Annotated in this window: 13 protein-coding genes; 3 read left to right on the top strand and 10 right to left on the bottom strand. The window is 68.7% G+C overall.

Going from position 1 to position 22,248, the window contains the following annotated elements; all coding sequences use genetic code 11:
- The first annotated feature begins 17 nt into the window (after positions 1-17).
- The 3 genes from MF270_RS12860 to MF270_RS12850 are packed head-to-tail and all read left to right on the top strand — an operon-like array spanning position 18 to position 2,046.
- Positions 18-500: a helix-turn-helix domain-containing protein gene (locus tag MF270_RS12860; RefSeq protein ID WP_238366303.1), complete on the top strand. Its 483-nt coding sequence runs from the start codon at positions 18-20 to the stop codon at positions 498-500.
- Complete coding sequence (locus MF270_RS12855) at positions 497-1,264, top strand: ATP-binding cassette domain-containing protein (protein WP_238366302.1); 768 nt, start codon at positions 497-499, stop codon at positions 1,262-1,264. Before MF270_RS12860 ends, MF270_RS12855 begins: the two co-directional genes overlap by 4 nt.
- Positions 1,261-2,046: a metal ABC transporter permease gene (locus tag MF270_RS12850; protein ID WP_238366301.1), complete on the top strand. Its 786-nt coding sequence runs from the start codon at positions 1,261-1,263 to the stop codon at positions 2,044-2,046. The genes MF270_RS12855 and MF270_RS12850 overlap by 4 nt, the downstream gene beginning before the upstream one ends.
- On the opposite strand, the gene MF270_RS12845 is transcribed toward MF270_RS12850, so the two are convergent.
- From MF270_RS12845 to MF270_RS12800, 10 genes are read right to left on the bottom strand one after another with little or no spacing between them, the layout of a single operon-like run.
- Positions 2,031-3,857: a ComEC/Rec2 family competence protein gene (locus MF270_RS12845; RefSeq protein ID WP_238366300.1), complete on the bottom strand. Its 1,827-nt coding sequence runs from the start codon at positions 3,855-3,857 to the stop codon at positions 2,031-2,033. The genes MF270_RS12850 and MF270_RS12845 overlap by 16 nt on opposite strands.
- Positions 3,854-6,136 carry a gluzincin family metallopeptidase gene (locus tag MF270_RS12840; protein WP_238366299.1) on the bottom strand — a complete coding sequence of 761 codons (2,283 nt, stop codon included), beginning with the start codon at positions 6,134-6,136 and terminating at the stop codon, positions 3,854-3,856. Before MF270_RS12840 ends, MF270_RS12845 begins: the two co-directional genes overlap by 4 nt.
- A gap of 33 nt (positions 6,137-6,169) precedes the next feature.
- A complete protein-coding gene (locus tag MF270_RS12835; RefSeq protein ID WP_238366298.1) occupies positions 6,170-10,168 on the bottom strand; it encodes an eCIS core domain-containing protein in 3,999 nt (1,332 codons plus the stop codon).
- Positions 10,165-11,610, bottom strand: coding sequence for an eCIS core domain-containing protein (locus tag MF270_RS12830; protein WP_238366297.1), 1,446 nt, complete (start codon positions 11,608-11,610; stop codon positions 10,165-10,167). The genes MF270_RS12835 and MF270_RS12830 overlap by 4 nt, the downstream gene beginning before the upstream one ends.
- Before the next feature lie 10 nt (positions 11,611-11,620).
- Positions 11,621-15,163 carry a hypothetical protein gene (locus MF270_RS12825; protein WP_238366296.1) on the bottom strand — a complete coding sequence of 1,181 codons (3,543 nt, stop codon included), beginning with the start codon at positions 15,161-15,163 and terminating at the stop codon, positions 11,621-11,623.
- Between the two features lie 13 nt (positions 15,164-15,176).
- Entirely contained in the window at positions 15,177-16,814 is a 1,638-nt protein-coding gene (locus MF270_RS12820) for a hypothetical protein (RefSeq protein WP_238366295.1), read from the bottom strand.
- Positions 16,807-19,773, bottom strand: a complete 2,967-nt coding sequence (locus MF270_RS12815; protein WP_238366294.1) for a baseplate J/gp47 family protein — start codon at positions 19,771-19,773, stop codon at positions 16,807-16,809. Before MF270_RS12815 ends, MF270_RS12820 begins: the two co-directional genes overlap by 8 nt.
- Positions 19,770-21,014 carry a baseplate J/gp47 family protein gene (locus tag MF270_RS12810; protein ID WP_238366293.1) on the bottom strand — a complete coding sequence of 415 codons (1,245 nt, stop codon included), beginning with the start codon at positions 21,012-21,014 and terminating at the stop codon, positions 19,770-19,772. Before MF270_RS12810 ends, MF270_RS12815 begins: the two co-directional genes overlap by 4 nt.
- Positions 21,007-21,411, bottom strand: a complete 405-nt coding sequence (locus MF270_RS12805) for a GPW/gp25 family protein (protein WP_238366292.1) — start codon at positions 21,409-21,411, stop codon at positions 21,007-21,009. The genes MF270_RS12810 and MF270_RS12805 overlap by 8 nt, the downstream gene beginning before the upstream one ends.
- Positions 21,411-22,241, bottom strand: coding sequence for a phage baseplate assembly protein V (locus MF270_RS12800; protein WP_238366291.1), 831 nt, complete (start codon positions 22,239-22,241; stop codon positions 21,411-21,413). Before MF270_RS12800 ends, MF270_RS12805 begins: the two co-directional genes overlap by 1 nt.
- Positions 22,242-22,248 lie beyond the last annotated feature (7 nt).

The raw sequence follows: 22,248 nt of genomic DNA, 5'->3' as shown, positions 1-22,248 counted from the left end.
CATTTCAAGAGGCCAAGATGGACACCGACCCGTCGCTCGGGTTTGCCCGGCACGATCATGCCACCTGCGTCGGCACCGCGCTGGCGCAGGCCGAACGGCTTTGCGCCGACCGGGGTCTGCGGCTGACGCCGACGCGGCGCCGCGCGCTCGAGATCCTGCTGGAAGGCCACGCCGCCATGGGCGCCTATGACATCCTCGAACGCTTCAGCGCCGAGGGGCTGGGCGACAAGCCGCCCGTCGCCTATCGCGCGCTCGGTTTCCTTGTCGACAACGGGTTTGCGCACCGGATCGAGCGGCTGAACGCCTATGTCGCCTGCACCCATCCCGGCGACGCCCATGACCCGGCCTTCCTGATCTGCCGCGACTGCGGCACGGTGGGCGAGGCGCTAACCGAGGCGCGGGCGCTGCAGCAGGCTGCAAAGGCTGCCGGCTTCCGCATCGACCAGCGCCTGATCGAGGCCGAGGGGCTGTGCCCCACCTGCCAGGACAAGCCCGCATGAGCCTGATCGACGCCCATGGCATCTGCCTGTCCTACGGCGGGACAGAGGTGCTGCACGACGTGTCCCTGTCGGTCCAGCCGGGCGAGATCGTCACCATCGTCGGCCCGAACGGATCGGGCAAATCGACCCTGCTGCGCGCGCTGATCGGGGCGCTGAAACCCTCGCACGGGCAGATCGTGCGGCAGGCCGGCCTGCGCATCGGCTACGTGCCGCAAAAGCTGCACATCGACCCCTCGCTGCCGATCACGGTGCGTCGCTTCCTGTCGCTGCCCGAACGGGTGCATGGGGCGGCGGCCGAGCGGGCGCTGGAGGCCGCCGAGGTCCCGCACCTGGGCGACCGCCAGATGGGCGCGCTGTCGGGCGGGCAGTTCCAGCGGGTGCTGCTGGCCAGGGCCCTGCTGCGCAACCCGCATGTGCTGATGCTGGACGAGCCGACGCAGGGGCTCGACCAGCCGGGGCAGGCCAGTTTCTATCGCCAGATTGAGGCCGTGCGCGACCGGATGAACTGCGCCGTCGTCATGGTCAGCCACGAGCTTCATGTGGTCATGAGCGCATCCGACCGCGTGATCTGCCTGAACGGTCATGTCTGCTGCGAAGGCGCGCCGGACGTGGTCAGCTCGGCCCCGGAATACCGGGCGCTGTTCGGGTCGGGTACGGGCGGAGCGCTGGCGCTTTATCGCCACGACCACGACCATTCGCACGCGCATGGTCACGTCCATGACCACGACCACGCGCATCACGACCATGGCGGAGGCGCCGCATGATCCCCGATTTCATGATCCGCGCCGCGCTGGCGGGCTTGGGCGTCGTCGTGGCCGCCGGACCGCTGGGCAGCTTCGTCGTCTGGCGCCGCATGGCCTATTTCGGCGATGCCACGGCCCATGCCTCGCTTCTGGGGGTCGCGCTGGCGCTGGGGCTGGGCGTGAACCTACTGGGCGGGGTGCTGGCCGTGGCGGTGCTGATGGCGCTGGGCCTCGCCGCCATGTCGGGGCGCGGGATCGGCGCGGACACGGCACTGGGCGTTATGGCCCATGGCGCCTTGGCAGCGGGCCTCGTGGGGCTCTCGCTGTTTTCGGGCCGCGCGGTGAATATCGAGACCTACCTCTTCGGTGACATCCTCGCCGTGCGCTGGGCGGACCTTGCCTGGATCTGGATCGGCGCGCTGACCGTGCTGGGCGTCGTCGCCTGGCGCTGGCAGGCCTGGCTGACCGCGACGCTCAGCCCCGACCTCGCGGCGAGCGAAGGAATCGACCCGCGCCGCGAGCAGATGCTGCTGACGATCACGCTGGCCATCGTCGTGGCCGTGGCGATCAAGGTGGTTGGCGCGCTGCTGATCACCGCCATGCTGATCGTCCCCGCCGCCGCCGCCCGCAGCCTGTCGCGCACGCCCGAGGCGATGGCGGCCGGCGCCAGCGCCGCCGGGGCCGTCGCGGTGATCGGCGGGCTCTGGATGGCGTGGGAACTGAACAGCCCCGCAGGCCCCAGCATCGTCTGTGCCGCCGTGGTCCTCTTTGCCCTGTCGCGCCTGCGTCAGCTGCCCGGGTAGCGGCAGAAGGGCGGCCGCTCGCGCGGCTTTTCCGGCCCCTCGCCCGAAGTGTCGTCCACATGCAGCTCGATATACAGCCGGGTGTAGCGGGCGCGGGCCGACAGGTCGTCGAACCCGGCTCGGCGCGGATCGTCCTCCGCAGGGCCGGTGTAATCATCGCCCGCGCCCTCGGGCCGGAAACTTTCCGCCAGCGTCAGGTCCGACGCGGCCATGACGCGCCCCTTGGCCTTGACCTTCAGCGCCTCTTCGATGGCAGGCAGGGGGTGCTTCCAGGGGTGCGGTTTCTTCTTGGCCGCCCAGTGCTTGTTCGACGGAACCATGGCCGTGAAGCCCTGGGCAAACTCGCCCGTCCCGAGCCAGTCGAGGTTGGCGTAATCGTTCTGCACCGTGACCTTGAGCGTCGCGTTGTGCGACCCGTGGTGCCCGGCCTTGTAAAAGACGCAGCGGCCCAGCAGCTCCTTCGCCGTGACCCCGCCAAAGCTGAGGTTAGACCAGGAAATCCAGCTGCCGCGCTGGGCGTCGCCGGTGAATAGCAGCGTGCGCCCGGTGTTCTGCAACTCGAACAGCAGCACGAGCGAGGTGTTGTTGACCTCGGAGTTGATCCGCAGCGCCAGCTCGCCCGCGTCGTCCAGCCAGCCAAGGCCGATCTGGCGGTAGCCCACCTGGTCGATGGCCGTGTTGCGCCGCGCTTCCAGCTCGGTCTTGGTCAGCGGGTCGCTGCCCCGCGCACGCATCGCCTCGATCTGCGCTTCGGCTTCGGCGCGGTCGGCATCGGGAATGCGGCGCAGGTGGAAATTGTAGGCATTGGCATAGTGCAGCCAGGGCGCCTCGGCCATCTGTTCGGCCTTCTTGTCCGCGTTGCCGGACCCGTAGGGGCCGTTGTTGCGCGACAGCACCTTGTCTTCCTCGATCCGGTATTTCGTCGCAAACGGGCTGCCACCGGTGCCCTTGTTGCCCGCATGGCCGGAAAAGGCGCGGAAGAGGCCATGGCCGGCGGCCGAGGTCGGCTTGGCGCCCAGCTTGAACTCTTCGGCGGAAAGCGGATCGAGGCTTTTCAGCAGCCCGATGTCGCGGGGCGGGCCCAGCGGGTAGACCTTGACGCCAAGGTCCGGCGACAGGGCCTTGGCCGCGCCCGCCGCCGGGTCGAGAAAGACGATGTTGGCCTCGCCCACCACCCGGCGCAGCCCGGCAAGGCGGACCTTGTAGGTATAGCCGGCGGGCTTGGACGCGGCAAAGGCGTCGCCCGGCCCCTGCGCGCCGATCCCGGCCAGGAAGGCGTCGGGCTGGCGCATCCCGGTCTCGAGCTCCAGCAGGTCGGCGATCATCGCGTCGGTCTCGCCATCCGCGCCCAGCGCGCGGCGATGCGCGGCCGCGGCGGCAAGGGTCACGAGCTGGTCGTTGTAGTCTTCGCGGATCTGGTTGGCCTCGGCGTCGGTGCCGTCCTCGGTCCAGGCCAGCCAGAGCGTCTTGATCTCGATGTCATGGAACGGGTGATCCGCATGCTCGAGGTCGTCGATGCTGGGAAAGCCCGAGACGTGGTCCTCGTGCTCATGCGTCACCACGGCAAGGTCGATCACCCCGCCGGTCGTGGCGTGGATGTCGGTCCAGACCTCCTCCATCGTGACCTCGGATGTGCCGCCCGCGCCGTCGTCGGCCAGGATCTCGGAGCCGGATTTCTTGCCGTAGTCGATCAGCACGTGGAACAGGCGGTCGTCCTCGCGCAGGTCGCGCGGGTAGAAGCTGAGCAGGAAGCAGTCGCCATGCCCCTGCCGGTACATGCGGATGCGGACGCCGGTGCGGGGGTCGGTCATCGGAAGCCTCCGGTCGCGTCGGGCCCGTGCCGGTGCAGCGCGGAAAAGGCGGATTCGTCCGGGACCGGGTCGTCGGAGAACGCCGTCATCTCGGCATGGCGCTGCCGGGCAAGGTGGTCACGCAGCCGTCCCAGCGCCGCATCGTCGGTGATCGTTGCGGCCGACCGGATCAGCCGGCGGATTGCGAAGGTGCGCGCGTTGACGATCAGCGTGCAACCCGCGCGGAAGGTGAAATCGGCAGCAGGATAAAGGTACTTTTCCCCGGTCTCGGAATTCAGCGCCATGCGCAGCCAGCCGGGTTCGCCGTCCGCCTTCGCCTGGTGATCGGGGTCGAAAAACCCCTGCCTGCTTTGCTGCAGTTCGATCACGTATTCACGTTCCAGCGCGCCGTTGCGTCCGACCCGCCGGGCCAGCCGGATCGGCAGCACATGGACCGAGGGCAGCCCGGTGTAGCCACTGCGCCGGATCGACAGCGGCGCATCTTCGCCCAGCACGATGCCGAGCGTGCGCAGCAGCTCGGGCGTGCTGCGGGTGACCAGCAGCAGCCAGATCAGCCGGGAATAATAGTCGCGGATGTGGAAATCGACCTCGCGCCCGGCCCCGTCAAACAGGTTGAACAGGTTGCCCGTCAGCCCCGTCGGCTGCGTCTCGAGCGTCTTGTAATCCACCGTGCCGCCGACGCTTTCGGAATCCTCGCGCCCGGTCGCCCGGCCGCGGGTCTTGCGCGCCGCGTCCAGCCGCGACAGGTGGGTCTGCAGGATCTTCAGCCCCTGTTCGCGGCTGGCCTCGAGGTTGCGGGCGTTGCGGTTCATCGACTCGTCCGCCAGCTTGCCCTGGCTTTGCGGCACCCAGTCCTGCAACTCGCTTTCGACCACGTCGGGCCGTTCGAAGGCCGCGCCCAGCTCGGCATAAAGGCGCGAGAAATTGACGTATTCGCCCTCGGGCACTTCGCTGCCATGCAGGTCGAAGTCGATGTCGTCGGCCACCTGCCGCAGCGACGGCCACAGCAGCGCGGGTTCGGTCATCACGGCCATGCCGGCCGGCACGATCCCCCATTCGGCGAAGCTGTCGACAAAGGCGTCGCGGTAGCCCAGCTTGTCCTCGGGGTAGAGATCGTGATCCGCCGTCACAAGCGCCCGCAGGTAGTCGCCGAAGGTGACGGCGACGGGCGGCACGTAATCCATCGCGCGAATGCAGATCGACAGCACGCGGCGGGCAGTATGGGCGGCCTCTTCGCTGAGGCGCCGGCAGAGATCCGGGTCGATCTCGCCTTCGCGCAGCAGCCCTGACCCGCCCGAGGCGATGCGGAAGAGGTCCGCCGTGCGCCGCTTGTAGATCGCGAGGTAGGCGTCGAAGATCGCGGCAACCAGGATCGCGCCCCGCTCATGCGGGCCATGCGCCTTGCGCAGCGCGAAGCGATCGGGCTGGCGGCGCGTCCAGACGCCGTCCTTGACGTCGCCAAGGGCCGAGCGCAGCGCGCCCGCGCGGCCCAGCGATTGGCCGAATTCCTGCGCCAACTGCCCCAGCATGGATTGTTTTTCGAGATCCCCGCGCGTGCGGGCGATCTGGCTTTTCAGCACCTCGGGGAAGGAAAACAGCTGCAAGAGCGCGACGATGTCCGAAAACGCCTCGTGCAACGCGCGCATGTCGGGGCCGCTGTCCTCGACAAAGCGCGGATGCATCCCGTCGAGGATCGCATGCACCGTCTCGTGCACGATGATGTCATGGCTGAGGCAGGTGAACACGGTCGAGCCCGGCGGCGCTGCGCCCGAGCTCGCCCCGGCCTCGAAATAGCCGAACAGCAACGCCTTGCGCGCGGGGTCGTAAAAGGCGTTCGCCTCGCGCAGGGCATGGGGGTAGATGCGCAGCCGCTTGACGTAGTCGATGCGCCATTCGTCGCCCACCTTGTGCTCGCGCGGGGCCCATTGCACGTGGCGGCCCAGCGCCTCTTCGAACAGGGCCACCGTGTTCATCGCGACGGCATAGACCATCTGCTGGTGAAAGCGCGGATCCTCGGCCGAGGGCGTCAGGCCGTCGTTCTCGCGGATCTCGGCCGCCTCGGGGTCGAAGGGGCGGTAGAAACAGCGGCTGGCCGGGTCGTAGTCGATCACCTCGATGCAATCGCCGGTCGGGCCGAGGCCCAGTTCGGGGTCCATGTCGGGCGCGAGCGTGATCGTCACATGACGGAAATCGCGGTTCTCGTAGGACCGGGCCGAGCTGGGGTCGAAGGAAAAGACCCGCAACCGCCGGGGGCGGATGAACTCGGGTTGGGCGGTCATGCGCCGGGCCTGGGAAATATCAGGGGCATCGGGTCAATCCGCTGAATAAGAGCCGTTGGAGAAAAGGGCATTCGTCTTCTGGTTGGCCTTGTTTAACGAATTATACACGTTTTGCGCAATCGCCAGCATCTGGCGCTTGGCCAGCGGTTGCGCCTGCGGGGGGTGCAGGGCGGTCACGCGCTGGATGTCGGCGCGGTATTCGTCGGCGATGGCGCCCTCGTGCAGCTTGCTTTGCCCCTGGAAGGCCGATTTGACCTTGCCCGCCAGGCTGGCCTGTATCTGCGCGACGCCGGGGCCGGTGTTGCCCTCGACCACATGGCGGGCAAGGTCGTCCTGGACTTCGGCCCGCCTGGCATCGAGCGTGGCAATGACCCCCTTGTCGCCCGCGTTGACCCGGGCGGTCACCCGCTTGGCGATGGTGAAATAGATCGGAATCGCATAGCCCTTGTGCTCGGAATAGCTCGACATCGCCAGCGCCGGGTCAAGGAACGGCTGGCGTGTCAGCGCGTCGAGCCGCGCGGCCTGGCCCTTGGACAGGGCGCGTGTCTTGCCCTTGGCGACGCGCAGGTCCTCGGCCTTTTTCCGCACCGCCGCCGAGTCGCCGTCGCGCAGCAGGCGTTCGGCCTTGGCGTTGATGGGCCAGGTCTTGTCGATCACATGGTCGGATTCCAGGTGGCCCCGCGCCGACTTGGCGCCGGGATCGTACTTGCCGCCCTTGCCCTCGATCTCGAGGAAGTTGGGCGCATGGGCGCTGCCCGCCATCGGCGCGTCCGAGGGGCCGAACTTGGCATCGCCCGCCAGCATCCGCGGGGCCTTGTGCACCACGTTGCCCAGCGGCTTGGCGTCGAAGCCGTAGAGGTTCACGTTCGAGGTCAGCAGCGTCTTCAACCCCGCCTCGACCTTGGTCTTGACCTCGGCCGGGACGGCCTTGTCGGCCTTGGTCACTGTGCGGATCAGCCCCACCTCGTGGTCGAACTGCTTGCGCAAGGCCGTGCGCAGGTGATCGTGACGCGTGGCCGGCGGTTCCTTGACTGCCGCCGCGACGATGTCCTTGGGGTTGCCCAGCGGAGACACCTTCTGCGGGTCGTGGTTGGTGCGGTACAGCGCGATGGCCGGCAGCTCGCGCCCGGCATCGCCGATCTTTTCCAGGTTGACGATACGCTTGCCCGCGCCGGGGACGATCTTTTCCTTCTCGGACTTCTGGCCCAGCCGCTCCAGCGCCGCGCTGTCCTCGCGGTAGACCGTCGTTTCGCTGGGCCGGTCGTTGGCGGTGTTCCGCTCGGCGCGGGTCGCGGGTGTGTTCAGGTCGCCCTCGGGCCGGCTGTCCACGCTGTCCTTGGCATCGAGCATCTTGAGATTGTCGAGGATGTACTTGGGGTACTGCTTTTCCACCACGTGGTCCCGTTCGTAGAAGTCCGACCGCTTGTTGCCGGTCGTGCCGGTGATCGGCAGGTCCATGTCCTTGTCCATGTCGCCATGCAGCGCCGCCTTGCCCTCGAACTCCAGGTCGCGCGGTTCCGAGGCGCGAAACAGCGCCGGGTTGTCGTCGCCCGAGAACTCGATGAGGAAGGGGATCTCTCCGATGCCCTGCTGGGCGATGCCGAATTCATTCGCCGCCTCTTCCAGCTCGCGCTGCAGGGACTTGATATGCGGCAGCTGGTTCTCGGAGGTGCTGTCGGGCTTCAGCTTGGCCTCTTCGTCCTGCACGTCGGTGTCGGTCTTCTTGACCGTCGCCTCGATCTGGCCAGCCACCTTGGGGGCCTTCTTGTCCGACAGCTTCTGCAGCTTCTTCAGCTCGGCCTTGGTATAGCGATGCACCAGCTCGATCGCGGCGGGTTTCGACGCGATCTGCACCTCGACCTTGCGGCCCTTTCTCGCGCCGAAGATCCGGTGTGACTTGCGCCCGATCTTGAAGTTGACCGAGGGCAGCTTGCGCTTGCCGTTGAGCTTGGCGATGAGCTTGGACAGCAGCTTCTTCGCCTTCTTGACGACGAATTTCAGCAGCTTGTCCATCGCTGTCTTGACCGGCTTCTGCAGCTTCTTGATGACGTCGCGGATCTTGCCCGAGATGCCGCCCAGCCCCAGCACGGCGGCGAGGAACGAGATGACGACCGGCACCGTGCGCCCGATGGTCTGCTCGACGAAATCCACAGCCTGCGTGACCTGACCCCGCGCGATGGCGCCGACCGAGGAAAAGATCGACTTGGCCACGTCCATGATCTGCTCGAGCCGTTCGAGGAAGGCGACGATCATGTCGTAGATCGCCAGCACTACCTTGATCAGCGCGCCCACCGGGTTCGACAGCCCGGCCAGCCAGCCGAGGCCGGCGCGGATGACCGTCTGGATCACCATGGTCGTCATGCCGCCGATCAGCGTCTGCTTGAAGCCCTCGATCAGCTCGAGCATCTTCTTCCAGATGCCGGCGAAGCCTTCCTTGAGCAGCACCTTGACGATCTCGACCGACTTCTCGATCAGCGCGACCTGCTTTTCCCCCTTGGGCCCCAGCGCCTTGACCAGCCGCTTGCGGAACGCCTCGTAGGTCAGGCCAAGGATCTGCATCACCAGCGACATCAGCCCCTTGAAGTCGAACCTGGCCGGCAGCTGGATCCCCGCCGAGCCCAGCGCGCCGAAGAGCCAGCCCAGAAGGCCGTTCTTGAGGTGGGTCAGGATGTTGCGCCCGAACTTGGCAAAGCCGCCGACCACCGCGCGCACGAGGTTCTTGGCGAACCCCAGCGGGTCCTCGAGGATCAGGTTCAGCACGTTTCCCGCCTGTTGGATGATCCCCCAGACCTTGTCCGCATAGGGCCCGGCAAGCTTCAGCGCGCCGCGCACGATGAACTCGAGCACCTTGGCCGTGATGCGTTTCACGAAGGTCAGGATGTCGCGGACCACGGCGCCGAGGATGCGCTTGGCATTGGCGACGGGCGAGAGAGAGATCAGCCCGTCGTAGAGCGCGTCGATGGTCGACTGGAAGCGGGACCATGTGAGGTTCAGCTCGGTCAGCTGGCCGGTGACCCAGGCGTAGGCCTCTTCGAGCACCCGGGCTTCCTTCAGCCGATCGAAGATCACCGTCCCCCCGGGGACAAGGCCGAAGAGCCCGCCTAGGAGGTTCGTCGCCGTGCGGTCCACCCGGTCGCCCGAGATCAGCTTGCGGCCGATGATGACCGTGATCAGAGTATAGCCGGGCACGTGGCGGGCGGCGCGTTCGGCCTTGCCGGTGAACCAGCCCTCGCGCCGGATGACCGGGGCGCGGTTCAGCGGCAGCGTCTCGGCGCCGCGGGTCTGCTGGACGACGTGGGTCAACTCGTGCGCCATGAGGCCGGTGTTGGTCTCGGTCTCGCCGCGGCCCAGCCAGACGTGGTTGCGATGGGTAAAGGCGCGGGCGCCGATGCGGGCGGCGGCCTGCTGGTCGGCGGGGCTGTCATGCAGGCGCACATCCTCGAACGAAGTGCCGAAATGCGGCTCGATCCGCGCCCGCGCGGCGCGGGATAGCGGCCGGCCGGGGCCGGGCTGCGCCACCAGCTGCGCCACGTCGCTCGGCGCCGCGCCGCCCGACCGGCCCACGACCGCCTCGCCGCGCATTGGCATCAGCGGTGGCAGGACGGGGGGCGGTTCTTCTTTGAGCGGAGGGGGATCGCCGGCGGTGTCCTGCGGGCGGCCGCTTTCGATCTCGGCCATGTCCTCGCCGCCCAGCTTTTCCGTGGTCACATCCTCGGTCTTGGGCAGGTCGAACTCGGCCTGGTCGGCCGAGACGGGTTCGGGCACCAGCTCGTCCGTGGTCGGCTGGTCCTCGACCGCGCGCAGGAGCCGGGCGGCGGGTTTCGATACATCCGTAGGCGTATGGTTGGCCGCGACCCTCGGCGCCGAGGCGCCGACGACCCGGGCCGCCATCGCCTCGGCCTCGCGCTCGGCCGGGTCGTTGACCGCGCCGACGCGCAGGCTGGGCTGGACAAGGCGCATCGCGGGTTCGACCCGCCGCACCGGCGGCGCGCGGCGGGGCACCTTGGGTGTCGCCTGCGCCCGGGTCTTCATTTCAGTCCCGCCAGCGGGTACCGGCGGCGGGTTTCCAGGATGAACGTGTCATCGGCATTCCAGCCCGCGACCATGCTCGCCAGGTCATTCAGCGAATGGAACCGCTTGCCCGGATCGAAATGGGCCCAGAACTTGTCCTTGCCCATGTAGATGATGTTCTCGCCCTCGAGGCCAAGGGCCGGTTTCGGATCGGTGTTCTTGACATAGCCCCAGTCGCCCGGAACCCATTCGTGCCAGGCCGGGTTCTTGCGCACGTCCGTGAAAATGCCCGGATCGACGTGCTTTTCCTGCAGCTTCCCCCCCGCTCCGTACATCACCGTCGCCGTGGTGATGAAGCAGGCGGCGGTATAGGGGCGCAGGCCGGTCTTCGTCTTCTCCCAGGCCTTGCTCTTGTTGATGATCTCCTTCATCGCGGCGTCGAACTTCGGCTTTCCGGCCTCCTCCTGCATCACCTGCTTGATGAAGTGCAGACGTCCGCTCTTGATGATCGCGACCCTGTCCTTGAAGGGCTTCTTGTCGAAGTCGGGGATCTTGGCGATACCGGCCCTGACCCGGTTCCATGCCTCGTCATTCACGAATTTCAGGGTCGTCTGAAGGTAGGTTTCGTCTTCGGCGTCGAACTCGAACCGCACGGTCCTTGCCGCCTCGATGGCGGCGCGCCGGGCCGCGAGGTGGTCGCGCAGGCTGGCCTCGGCCCGGTGCAGGTGGCTGCCCTTGACGTTGAACGTGATGGACGAGGCCAGCATCGCCGAGGCGATTTCCTTGTTGATCGGGCCGGACCGGTCGGCCTTGTCGATGGTCCAGTCCTGGCCGCTTCGCTTGAAGCCGGTGACGCCGTAATCCTTTTTCAGCTTGTAGCCGATGTTCGACGTGTCGCCCTTGGTGATGTCGGTGTGGATCTTGCGCCGTACGCCGGTGTCGCCCTGCGCCACATGGGCCAACTCATGCGCCATCGTCAGGCGGTCGCGGGCGCCCGGGGCAAAGGCGATGTCCTGACCGGTCGTAAAGGCGCGCGCGTCCAGTGCCTGTGTCGCGCGGATGGCGGCGGGGCCCTCGTGCAGCCGGACACCGGAAAAGTCGCGCCCGAACCGGGGTTCGAAATCCGCACGTTCCACCAGGCTGAGCGGGCGGCCGCCGCCAAGCGAGTCCAGGGCACGGCTGGCGCCTGCGGGCGCGGGCGCGGCGGCGGCGCCCGGGGCGATGCGCGGGGCCGGGGCGTCGCGCCGGACCGGCACCGCGTTTCCGGCCGCTGGCGCCTGACCCGGGGCCGGCCCGCCGGAAAGTGCCTGCGCCGTCAGCGTGTCGGCTGCCTTCTCGGCCGGGTCATGCGCGCCGCCGATCATCGGTGCGCCGTCGCGCTCGGGCGCCACCTTGCCCGCCTGCGGCTGGCGCCGGACGACGGGGTTGCGGGGTTTCAGCTTGCGGCGGATGCGGCGTTTCATCGGCCCCTCCTCACAGCTTGAAGTTGCGGCTGGCGTCGATCACGCTGTCCGACCCGGTGCGCGAGCCGCTCAGCGCCCGGTCGAGCTGGGTCTTGGACATCGCGTCGAGCTGCCCCTTGGTGGTGATCCCGGCCGCGCGCAGCGCCTTGCCGGTGGTGCTGCCCACCACGTCCTCGATCGGCGCCGCGCGCAGGACCGCCCCCTCCATCGTCTTGACCGAGGCATTCAACGCCTCGATCGTGCGCATCGCCTCGGAGTTGGCGGCGGCCAGTTCGTCGTTGCGCCGGCGCAGGGTGTCCATCTCGGCCTCCATCGCGGGCGAGGTGCCGGTGGTGCCTTCCATCACGGCCACCTTGGCCTCGAGCGCGGCGAACTCCGTCGGCTTGACGCCAAAGCTGCCCGACTCGATGGTCTTGAGCCGGCTGTCGAGTGAGGCGAACCCGTCGACCTGCCCCTTCAGCCCCGCGATCTCTGCCTCGAGCGCGCCGATGCGCGGATCGCTTGTCCCAGACTCGAGCGTCCTGATCCGCCCGTCCATGGCCGAGACCACGCCAAGGTCGCCCTTCAGCCCCGCGATCTCTTGTTCGAGGGTCTTGATCCGGGGATCGACGGGCTCGGCTTCGAGCGTGCCGATGCGGTCCTTGAGGTCCTTGAACCACGGGGTGCTGTCGTCGGGCTCGGCCAGTGCAAGGCCGCCCTCGACCTTCAGGTCGGGCTTGTAAACCTCGAGCAGGGCGCCGTAGTCGACATAGCCCCACCAGAAGGCCTGCTGCACCACGTAGATGTCGCGGACCATCCCCTCTGAGGTGAAAAAGCCCACCTTGTCGCCCTGCTTGGCCTGGTAATCGAGGCGGATCGCCTTGCTTGGGTCCTTGTCGAGGATGCCGATCAGTCGGGCAAAGATGTCACCCTTGTCGAGGTCGATATGTGCATCGCTGACCACGCCGACGCCCGCGCCGCCCATCACCTCGGTCGCCTTGGACACGGTCAGACCGCGTACATCCGGTCCCGTACGGTCAGTCACATGGGTGATGCCGGGATCGGGCGGCCAGAACTCGGACCCGACGGCGGCCGACAGCATCTCGGCCGAGGGGCGGTAGGCGTTCAGCGCGGCAGAGGTGTCGTCATATTGCCGGTCGCTGCAACATTGCTCGGCCCATTCCTTGTACATGTCCTCCATCGGGTCGCCGTAGTAGTAGCGCGCCCGGCGCCAGTTCTGTGACACCTTGCGACAGCAGAAGTCGCAGACGCGGTCCGCGGCCAGCTCGCCCGGCTCGAAGCTGAAGAGTTCGACGCAGCCGATGGGGATCAGTGCCAGCCTGTCCTCTTCGGGGCAGACCGGCAGGACGTTGTCGCATGCGCAGGATTGCTTGTTCTCCATCTCGACCAGGGCGAGGATGCCGAAGCGGGCGACCATGTATTGCATCTGCCGCTGCTCTTCGGCCGAGCCGGAGCGGGTGAGGACTCTCTCATGCTCCTGCCGGGCCCGTTCCATCAGCACGTCGAGGGACGCCAGCGCCGTCTCGCTGGCAAAGCCGCGGAACTCGTCGGTCAGCTTTTCCAGGATGCCCTCGGCGATGCCCTGCGCCTTGCTGTCCAGCGCCATGGTGGCGCCCAGCACCTTGAGGTTGGTCCAGGCGACGTGGACCTGGTTCAGCACCACGCGCTCGTCCTCGGTCAGCTTGGCCAGCACCGCGCCGGTGTCGAGCGTCTGGCGCTGCTCGAGGCAGGCGCGGATGCGCTGCTCCATCGTCAGGTCGTCGCGCGTGTAGGGGAAGTCGGGGTCCGACAGGTGGAACCGCGGTTCGCCATCGGTCAGTTCAAGCGACAGGCAGACCTCGCCGTGGCGTTCCATGATCTCCTTCAACTCGCCGTGGATTGCCTCCTTGTCGATCTTGCCCAGCTTCAGCTCCATCTCGGGCAGGGCGCGCAGGTCGCCAAGGCGGTTAAGCACGGTGCCGGGGGTGATGCGGATGGTCTCGGCGTCCACCAGCGTGGTGCGCAGCCCGCAGACCACGCCCCAATCGGCCATGGTGCGCAGCATCAGCCGCAGCGTCTGGTCGTCATCCGCCTTGCACAGCGCCATCAGCGCATCGTGCACGTTGTCGGTGCCGGTCAGCGTCTCGCAGCCTTCCTCGGGATCGAAATGCACATGTTTCGCGTTCAGACCGCAGATCGCGTCCAGCGCCTGTTGCACCGTTTCGGCACCCTTGTAGACCGGGCAATCCTCGGGCGGATGATAGGACACGTGATCGGCCGGCAGGTCGCTGAGCGCCGGGAAGGAGGTCGCACGAAACAGCCAGTCGGGCTGTTCCTCGGCCGGCTTGCCCTCCTTGGTCAGCAGGATCGGGCAGAAGTGGTGCAGGATGCCGTGGGGCGGAGCGCTGTCGCCCTCGGCCCCGACAAGGCGCAGGCGGTCCGGCTCGTCCGCGTGGCGGCGCATCTCGACCAGCCAGTAATCGCCGACCAGGTACTCGGCCCCGTCCAGCGGCAGCGAGAGGGTGAAGAAGGGCGTCGGGATCTCGACAGTCTTGCCCTTGATGACCGGCTGCGCGGCGCCGAGTTTCGATGTCACCTCGGCCCCCGAGAGGTCGACCACGGCCTGCCCGTCCCAGCGCCGCACCAGCGGGAAGCCGTCCGGGTCGCCCAGCAGCGGCGCCGCGTCGAGGTCGGCGGTAAAGGCGCCATGCAGCGGTGTGACCTTGCCCAGGACCCAGCCTTGGTGCGTCTCGCTCGCGTCGGAAAAGAACTGGTAGACCGCGCCGCCGCGTTTCAGCGCGCCCCGGGTGGCTTCGGTATTGGCCTCGATGGCGGCGGCGTTCTCCATCGACCAGGCCAGTTCCAGCCCCGTCACCTTGTCCGCGTCGTCGCGGATCACCCGGGTGATTTCCAGCCGGAAGAGCGCGTTGGGCACCGCCTGGTCGATCTCGACCAGCGCCGCGCAGGGGTCGCAGTCGTCCAGCGCCACGTCGGGCGCCACGGCGGCGATCCTGGCCCGTGCCGTGCCCCGGCGCAGGAAGGCCGGGTGCTTGGCCATCAGCTCGGCGATGGCCTCCTGGCTCGCGTCCTCGACCGGCAGCGTCTTGAGCTGCACCATGGTGCGCGTGCGGTAGCTGGTCTCGATCCCGTGCAGCCCGGCATCGGTCATGTCCGGGTCCTGCGCGGCAAAGACCGCGCGTTCCCATACGTCAACGTATAGAAGGGCCGCGTCGTCGGTCATCTCGGGGGCCGAGGGGTAATCGGCCTGCGCGGCCAGGATGGCCTTGAGATCGTCGGGATCGGCCTTGCCCGTCAGCCGGAACTGCCCCTGCTTGCCTTCGGCAAAGACCGTCCCTTCGGTGATGCCGGGCCGGTCGTCCTGCCACCGCACCATCCCGCCCGTGACCGGCACGCCCGAGGCGGCAAGCGCCCGGCCCTGCGCCTCGTCCCGTGCCAAGCCAATGGCCGCCGCCTCGCCCAGGTCGGAATCGGTGATCATCCCGCCCTGCACCTGGTAGACGTTCGAATAGCGGTGCGCGGCGTCGAACTGCAGGCGCGAATTGGAACCTTTCATCGGAACGTCTCCTTCAGTCTTCCGCCATTACGGGCGGGTCCAGGGCGAGAAGCGGGTCGTAGGCCAGCGCGACCTCTTGCCCGAAAGGCAGGAAGCTGCGGAGTTTCTTGTCGAGCGCGCGGATCGCGGCGAGGTGGTGGTGCCCATGATGGGCGCCCATCTCTCCGTCATCCTCGGCCCTGGAGGCGATGGCGGCGGGGGTGGTCGTGTCCAGCACGCCATAGCCCGGCTTTCCGTACGCGGCGGGGCGCAGGGTGCAGCTGTCGCCGTCCTTGATCCAGAGGCGCAGGAACTCGGGCGTAGCACGGGTGTTGCCGGGCGCGGCGATCTCGGCGCAGGGCGTGCCGGGCGTCAGACCCGTGCGCCCGATGGCCGAGTAGCGGATGCAATGCCCGGCCGCGTCGTCGCAGGTCAGCGTGTCGGCCAGGTCGGCCAGGATGCAGTCCGAGGCGTGCAGCCGCTTGGCATCCAGCGTCCCGGCCACGGTCACGTATTCCAGCTGCACCCAGGCATCCGGGGCCAGCACCTCGCCCAGCAGGCTGTCGCGGGCGATGACCGAGGGCGCATCCGCGAGCGACCCGTTGACCGACACCTTCTCGACCGCGCAGCCTGTCAGCTCGACCTGCGCGCCTTCCATCAGGCGGAACCGGATCGGGTTGCCGCCCTTGCGCCCGGTAAAGAGGATGCCGTCGAACCGATGCAGCCCGGACGGGATCTTGAAGTGATCCGTCAGCTTGACCACCAGCCGGTCCGAGGGCGGCAGGTCGTTGGCGGCGCAGAGGTCCGCAGCGGCGAAGGTGCTGACGCCGTTCTCCTCCATCGGGAAGGCGGCGGCGACCTTGGCGGCTGTGTTCAGGGTCAGGACGGGCAGGTGGCTGGCGAACATCCCCTCGGGCGGGCGCATGTGGATCATCGTGCGGCGCGGATGCGGGCCCGGCCGCGCGGTGCGGGCGGGGTCGCGCAGGTCGGGGGTGCGCACGGACATATCGTCATAATGGCCGGGAAAGCAGGGCAGCCCGCCGGGGTTCAGCGCCCGCCAGAAGAGCGTCTTGCCCTCGGGATCGCCTGCGCGCGGGCGTAGCCGCTGCATCGGGCCGGAGCCGTCCGGGTCCTGCACTGCGCGGGACATGACCCGCATGTCCGGGCAGCCGCGCGGCGCCATCTCGGCCACCAGCGCGGCCGTGCCGGGCGCCTCGGGCGGCGCGGTGAAGGGCGGCACGTTCATGCGCGGCGTCACCGCCACCATGCGCCAGCCCTCGCGCACCGCGCTTTCGGTGCCCGCCACCACGTCGGCGATGCTGTCGATATTGCCGAGCGTGCCCTTGGACTTGTACCAGCCGACCGTGCTGTTCAGCTCGGCCGTGCGCTGGCCGGTGTCGGGCGCGACCAGCTGCGCGCCCAGCAGCTCGGCCAGGTAGGGCAGCAGCCAGGGCTGGATGCTGCGCCCGTCCACCGGTTCGGCGAAGCTGTCGGCATGGGCCTGTTCGGTCGTGGCGCGGATCAGGTCCAGGAGGTGCCCGGGGCCGTGCAGGAAGGCCTCGAGATCGCCCAGCTCTCCGGGCTCCGAGGCATCCCGGTAGCGGTATTCCTCGGGCAGTTCGCGGTAAAGCAGGCGGCCCGCGCGACTGCGTATGGCGTCGATGTCAGGCATCCGCGCTCTCCACGATCAGTTTCAGGTTGGCCTGCGGCGCGCCCGTCCGCACCGGGCCGAGGAAGGCGACCTGCCGCCCCTCGGGGAAGATCGCGGCGATGGCGCCGTCGCGGCTGGCGGTGCGCTGGGGCGCTTCGGCCTCTCCGGCGCGGGGCGGTTCGGTGTCGAAATCGGTCATGGTCGCGGTGACGATTCCGGGCACGGTTTCCAGCGCGGCCAGCACCTCGGCCACGAAAACCGGCTGGCCAAAGCCCCGGGCCTCGAGCGCGAAGACCCGCGCCAGCTTGTCCTGCGCGGCGGCGAGGATGTCGGTGCGGTCGTGCGCCACGAGGTCGGCGCGGAAGCGCGCGCCCAGCACCAGCCGCACGGGGCCAAAGTCGGAAAAGCCGAACTGCACGCCGGGCAGGGCATAGCGCGTCAAGAGGTCCGACAGGTCGGATTTCAGCGTCGTCTCCAGCCGCCCGCCGCCCGCCGGGACCAGCGTGATGTCGACCCCGCGCATCCGGCCCGCGCCGCCGCGTTCGACCGCCCGCGCGCGCCAGACCGAGGCATGGCCCTGCACCAGCCGTTCGAAATCCGTGAGGCTGACGGCGCGGCCATTGGCCTGCAGGCGCGCGGGGGCCGAGGTGCGCAGGCTTTCCACCGCCTCGCGGTCGGCGCCGCCGGTCGCGGCAAAGGGCTGGTGCACCGTCTCGACCGCCGGGTGCTTGCGCATCGGCTTGGCGATGGCCAGCGGCGGCACGCCGTTGCCGCGCGCGCCGGTGCCGATGCGGTGCCGCAAGAGGCGCACGTTGTTGGTGCCCGTGGGTAGGCGGCGGCGGAAATGCAGCCGCAAGAGGCCGTCTTCGCCCAGCACCGGCGACCAGGCGCGGGTGCCGTCCGCCGTGGCGTCGGTGTAGTCGCGGAAATCCCAGGCCTCACCGTCGACCGTGACCGTGATGTCGGGCACCACGCCGCAGGTGGCAAGGGTCGAGGGCACATGGCTGATCCCCGGCACCTTGAGCATGAACACCTGTTCGGCGAACTCCCCGTCGCCGGACCCCAGCGTCTTGGGCCCCATGCTTTCGCCATGGGTCACGGTCACGGCGTTGAGCCGCACCAGCAGCTGGCCCAGCACGAAATCGCCGGTCTCGCCATCGGGCTTGAAGGTGATCTCGAGCTGGTCCTCGCGATGGTTGAGCGAGGTCAGCACCGCCGCGACATCCGGGCAGGCGCGGTCCTCGGCACACAGGATCAGCGGCCGCCCGGGCCGCAGGATCGCCGCAGCCTCGGCCGGGATGCCGGTCAGGGTCAACGCCTGAAGCGCACCGGGCAGGGCCTTGTGCGGGTTGCGGTCGTAGCCCTCGGGGTGCAGCGGCGCCTTCATGGGCCCGTGGTATTCCGACAGCTCGGGGCTGGCGTCGGCATCGGCGTGGAGCGTGACCTCGTAGCGCCCGGTGGCGGTTCGGATCGACACCACACGCAGCGCGGTCAGCCCGCCCGCCGGGTCGCGTTCAACGATCCAGGACCCGCCGGCCAGCGCCTTGGGCGGCTTGCCCTCGAAGATCACGCGGCGCAGGCTTTCGCCATCGGCCAGCCTGTGCGAATGATCCTCGACCGTGGCCACCAGCGGCTCGGTATCGGCGCGGTCCACGTAGCCCGAGACGCCGGTCATGCCGGACAGGGTGAAGGCAAAGCCGATCTCGACATTGGCCTCGGTCTTCAGCGTCTCCACGCCGCTGTCGGCCCTGCCCTTGCTGCGGATGCCGGTGGGGCCGGTGTAGAACATGGTCGACAGGCCCCTGTCGCCGGTCTTGTAGGTCCCGTCCTCGTCGCGGCCGACGGGCGAGAGCGGAAAGATCTCGACTTTTCCGGGCAGGTCGGTGTCGGTCTGCACCCAGATCTCCTCCCCCTTGGCAATCGTGACCTCGACCACCTCCGACAGGCCCCGGGCGACCAGCCGGATCAGGTCGCCTTTCTGCAACCCGACCTTGGAGCCGTGGATCCTGAGCTTGTATTCCCCCACCCGGGGCCGGGGCAGACCACGGCGCACATCCTCGGACCGGGTCAGCAGCTGCGCCTTTCCGGTCTGTAGCGCGGGCGAGGTGACGCCAGTGGGAATCGTGACGGCCAGTTGCGCGAGGCCGGTCATGCCGGGCGTGATCGCGGCGAGGGTCGCCGCGACGCCCTGCACTCCGTCGGTGAAGACGACAAGGTCGCCGGGCGCCAGTTCCGTGTCCTCGGGAAAGATCCAGTCCACCGCCTCGGTCAGGCGGATGGGCACATCGTTCACGTCCCAGTCCACCGGTCGCGCGGCATTCAGCGCCGGGTGGGCCGAGAGCGGCGTGCGCGTCTCGAAGATCAGCGGCCCGCCCTCTTTCGGCGCGTGTTTCAGCGCAAGGCCCGCCGAGACCTCGGTCGGGCCAAGCCCTGCCTTGAGCCCCAGCGCCACCAGCATCGAGGCAGAGGCGGGCGGGGTCGGCTGGTAGTTCACCAGCGCCGCCAGTCGCCGCAGGTTGTCCCATTGCGTGGCCGTGCGCAGGTAGCCCTCGCGCGTATAGGCGTCGAGATGCCCGGTCAGCACATGCGCGGCGCGGGCAAAGGCGCGCAGAATCTCCCAGGCGTGGTCTCCATCCGGTGCCGTATTGTATTGCCCCAGCAGCCGGGTGCGGCGCTGGCCGCGCGTCTCGAGGGCGGTCGGCGCGGGCGGCGCGATCCGGTCCCAGTCGACGGCACCCAGCAGGGCGGGCAGGTCGCGGCCTGCGCGGCGGGCCGGGTCGGTCTCGTCGAGGAAGAGATCGCGCCAGGCGTCGGCGGTGCGCTCCTCCATGTCGCCTTCGCCGCGCATGTAGAGGCCGATCAGCGCCAGCCGCAGCTCTTCCAGCCAGGCGGCGGCATCGCCGTCCACGTAGTCGAAGCGCGTCAGTCCCGCGCGGTTCCAGCGGGTCAGATCACGGCGGATATGGGGCTGGTGGCTCATCCGGCCTCTCCTCCGTTCACGTCGATGCGGAAGGTGCCGCGGCCGGGATCGGTCGGGTCGTTCATGCAGCGGATGAACTCGTCATCGGCCACGGGGATCACACCCTCGGCGGTCTGATCCGGGTGCTTCCTGCCCGCCCGCTTCATGAGGTTGAGACAGGCGACCGCGACCCCTTCGACCTGCATCGCGGCCTCGATGATGTCCGAAGCATAAAGCGCCGCGCCAAACCCCAGCCGGCCCGGTTCGAAGAACCCGCCGGTGTCGGCGGTGAAGACCTGCGCCAGCGCCTGCCGCAGCTCGCTGCGGAAATAGCCCGGCCTGGCGCGAACCGAGAGCACCAGCGTCACCGTCGCCGGGCGCGCGGTCTCGAGGAAGACCTCGGAGCCGATCATGCGGTATTGCTCGATCATCCCGCGCAGGATGCGGCGGCCGCTGAGCGCGGCATTCACCGGCGGCAGGGGCAGTCCGCGCACCTCGTGGAACAGCACCACCTCGGCCCAGAGGTCGGGGCGAAGGGCGCTGGGCACCTCGGCCGGGGCGCCTTCGTGCAGCGGATCGTCAAGGCCCAGATCGCCAACCAGCAGCGCGGCGACCATCAGCGATTGCCAGGAGCCGGTCCAGACCAGCCGGGATTTCGCGAGGGCCACCAGCGGGTGGCTGCGCAGCATGACCTCGTGATCCTCGGCGGTCACCATGCGGTTCTGCTCGAAAACGCGGCGCGGGCCGGCGCGGCGGGCGGCCTCCATCCTTGTCGGGTTGCGGCGCCAATGCTCTTCGATCAGCAGGGACATGTCGCGGGGGGCGATCTGGTCCTCGGGGTCGAGATCGGCGTTCAGGGCGGCGACGCGGGCGGCCTCCGCCTCGGCCAGGTCCGTCTGCGTGGCCGGATCGACCTGCCAGCCGATCAGCCCCAGCAGCCGCCGCACGCTTTCCGGCCGGCGGGCGCTGTCGATGAACCGCTCGCCCTGCACCCGGTCGAGCGCATGGCTCGCCCGGTCGAGCGCGGCGGCCAGCAGTTCGACGATGACCACCTCGGTGTCGGCGGGCGTCCAGCGCTGCCGCTCGGGGAAGCGCGAGGCGAGTTCCTGCATCATGAACAGGCGGAAGCTGTCGTAGTCGCGCACGCGCCAGTCGAAATCGTCCTCGACGCCGGGGATCGGCAGGGGCAGGCGGGCCACCCGCTCTCCGCAGTCCGGGCAGGCGCCGTCGAAGCGCAGGGTGGGGGGCGGCAGCTCAGCCATGGCTCACCTCGAATTCATGCACTTCCTGGCTTTGCAGCGCGGCGATGGTGTAGCCGATGCGAACCATCAGCACGTTGGGCTGCCCCTCGGGCGCGCCGATCTCGACCTGGATGGTCTTGGGATCGACCTCGCCCGCCAGCGCCTCGGCCAGCGCGCCGTAGAGGCGGTTGCGGGCGTAATCCCAGAGCGGCTGGGCGTTCATCTCGAACACATGCTGGCGCGCGCCAAAGCCCCATTCGGGGCGGAACACCCGTTCGCCGGGAGAGGTGAACAGCACCTGTTCGACCTGCTGGCGAATGTGGTCAAACCGCGCCGCCGTCGCCGCCCCCTTGCGCGTCATGCGGAAGGGGAAGGCCATGTAGCCCACGCGGGGCAGGGTGGACCGGGTCTGCGCCATCACGAGGCCGTCGACTTGGTGGTGAGAACGGTGGGCGTCAGCGGGACCATCGGCGGCAGGGTCGGGGCGCCCGGCGCGGCGGTGGGATGGGTGTGCGAATTGAAGAGCGACAGGAAGGTCGTGCCCTTGACCAGCGGCTCGCCCCCCGACCCGGCCACGGTGACCATCGACCCTTCGATATTGACGGTGGCCGAGGCCTTGATCTCGACCCCCGACCCTGATGCCTTGATCTCGTTTCCATTCGCATCCGTACAGATGATGCCCGACGGGGACATGACCAGCGAGTTGCCATTGCCGTCGGCCACGGTCAGCTCGCCCGCCTCGGCGTCCAGAGTGACGGTGGACCCGGCGCTGTCGGTCAGAACGAGGCTGCCATTGGCGTCCATCACCAGCTCGGCCCCGGCGCTGCTGACCAGGGTCACCTGTTCTTCGCCGCTCGTGTCGTCCAGCACCAGCTTGTGCCCGCTTTCGGTCATCAGCACCTTGGTCGCCTGGCCCTTGTCGGCGTAATCCTGCGGCGCCTGGCCCGATTGCCGCCAGAAGGCGCCCGTCCACATCGGTTGGCTCGGGTCGCCCTCGAGGAACTCGGCCACCACCGCGCTGTCCACCGGGGGAATGGCGAGAAATCCGTAGTGTTCCCCCCCGCCATAGGGCACGACCGGCAGGGCCCAGTCGCTTTCGGCGGTGCCCAGAACGGACGGGATCGACAGCTTGACCCGGCCCATGGCCTTGGGGTCGTCGACATCCGTCACGATGGCGCGGTACTTGCCGTAATAGCGGTTGCGCTGGCCCCGGACGGTGCTTTCGATGGTCTTGAAGAGCTCGGACATGGGGACC

Source organism: Mesobacterium pallidum, from assembly GCF_019966535.1.
In the GTDB taxonomy this organism is placed as follows: domain Bacteria; phylum Pseudomonadota; class Alphaproteobacteria; order Rhodobacterales; family Rhodobacteraceae; genus Mesobacterium; species Mesobacterium pallidum.
The sequence above is the reverse complement of the archived record's forward strand: the minus strand, read 5'-3'. Positions and strand labels throughout refer to the sequence as shown.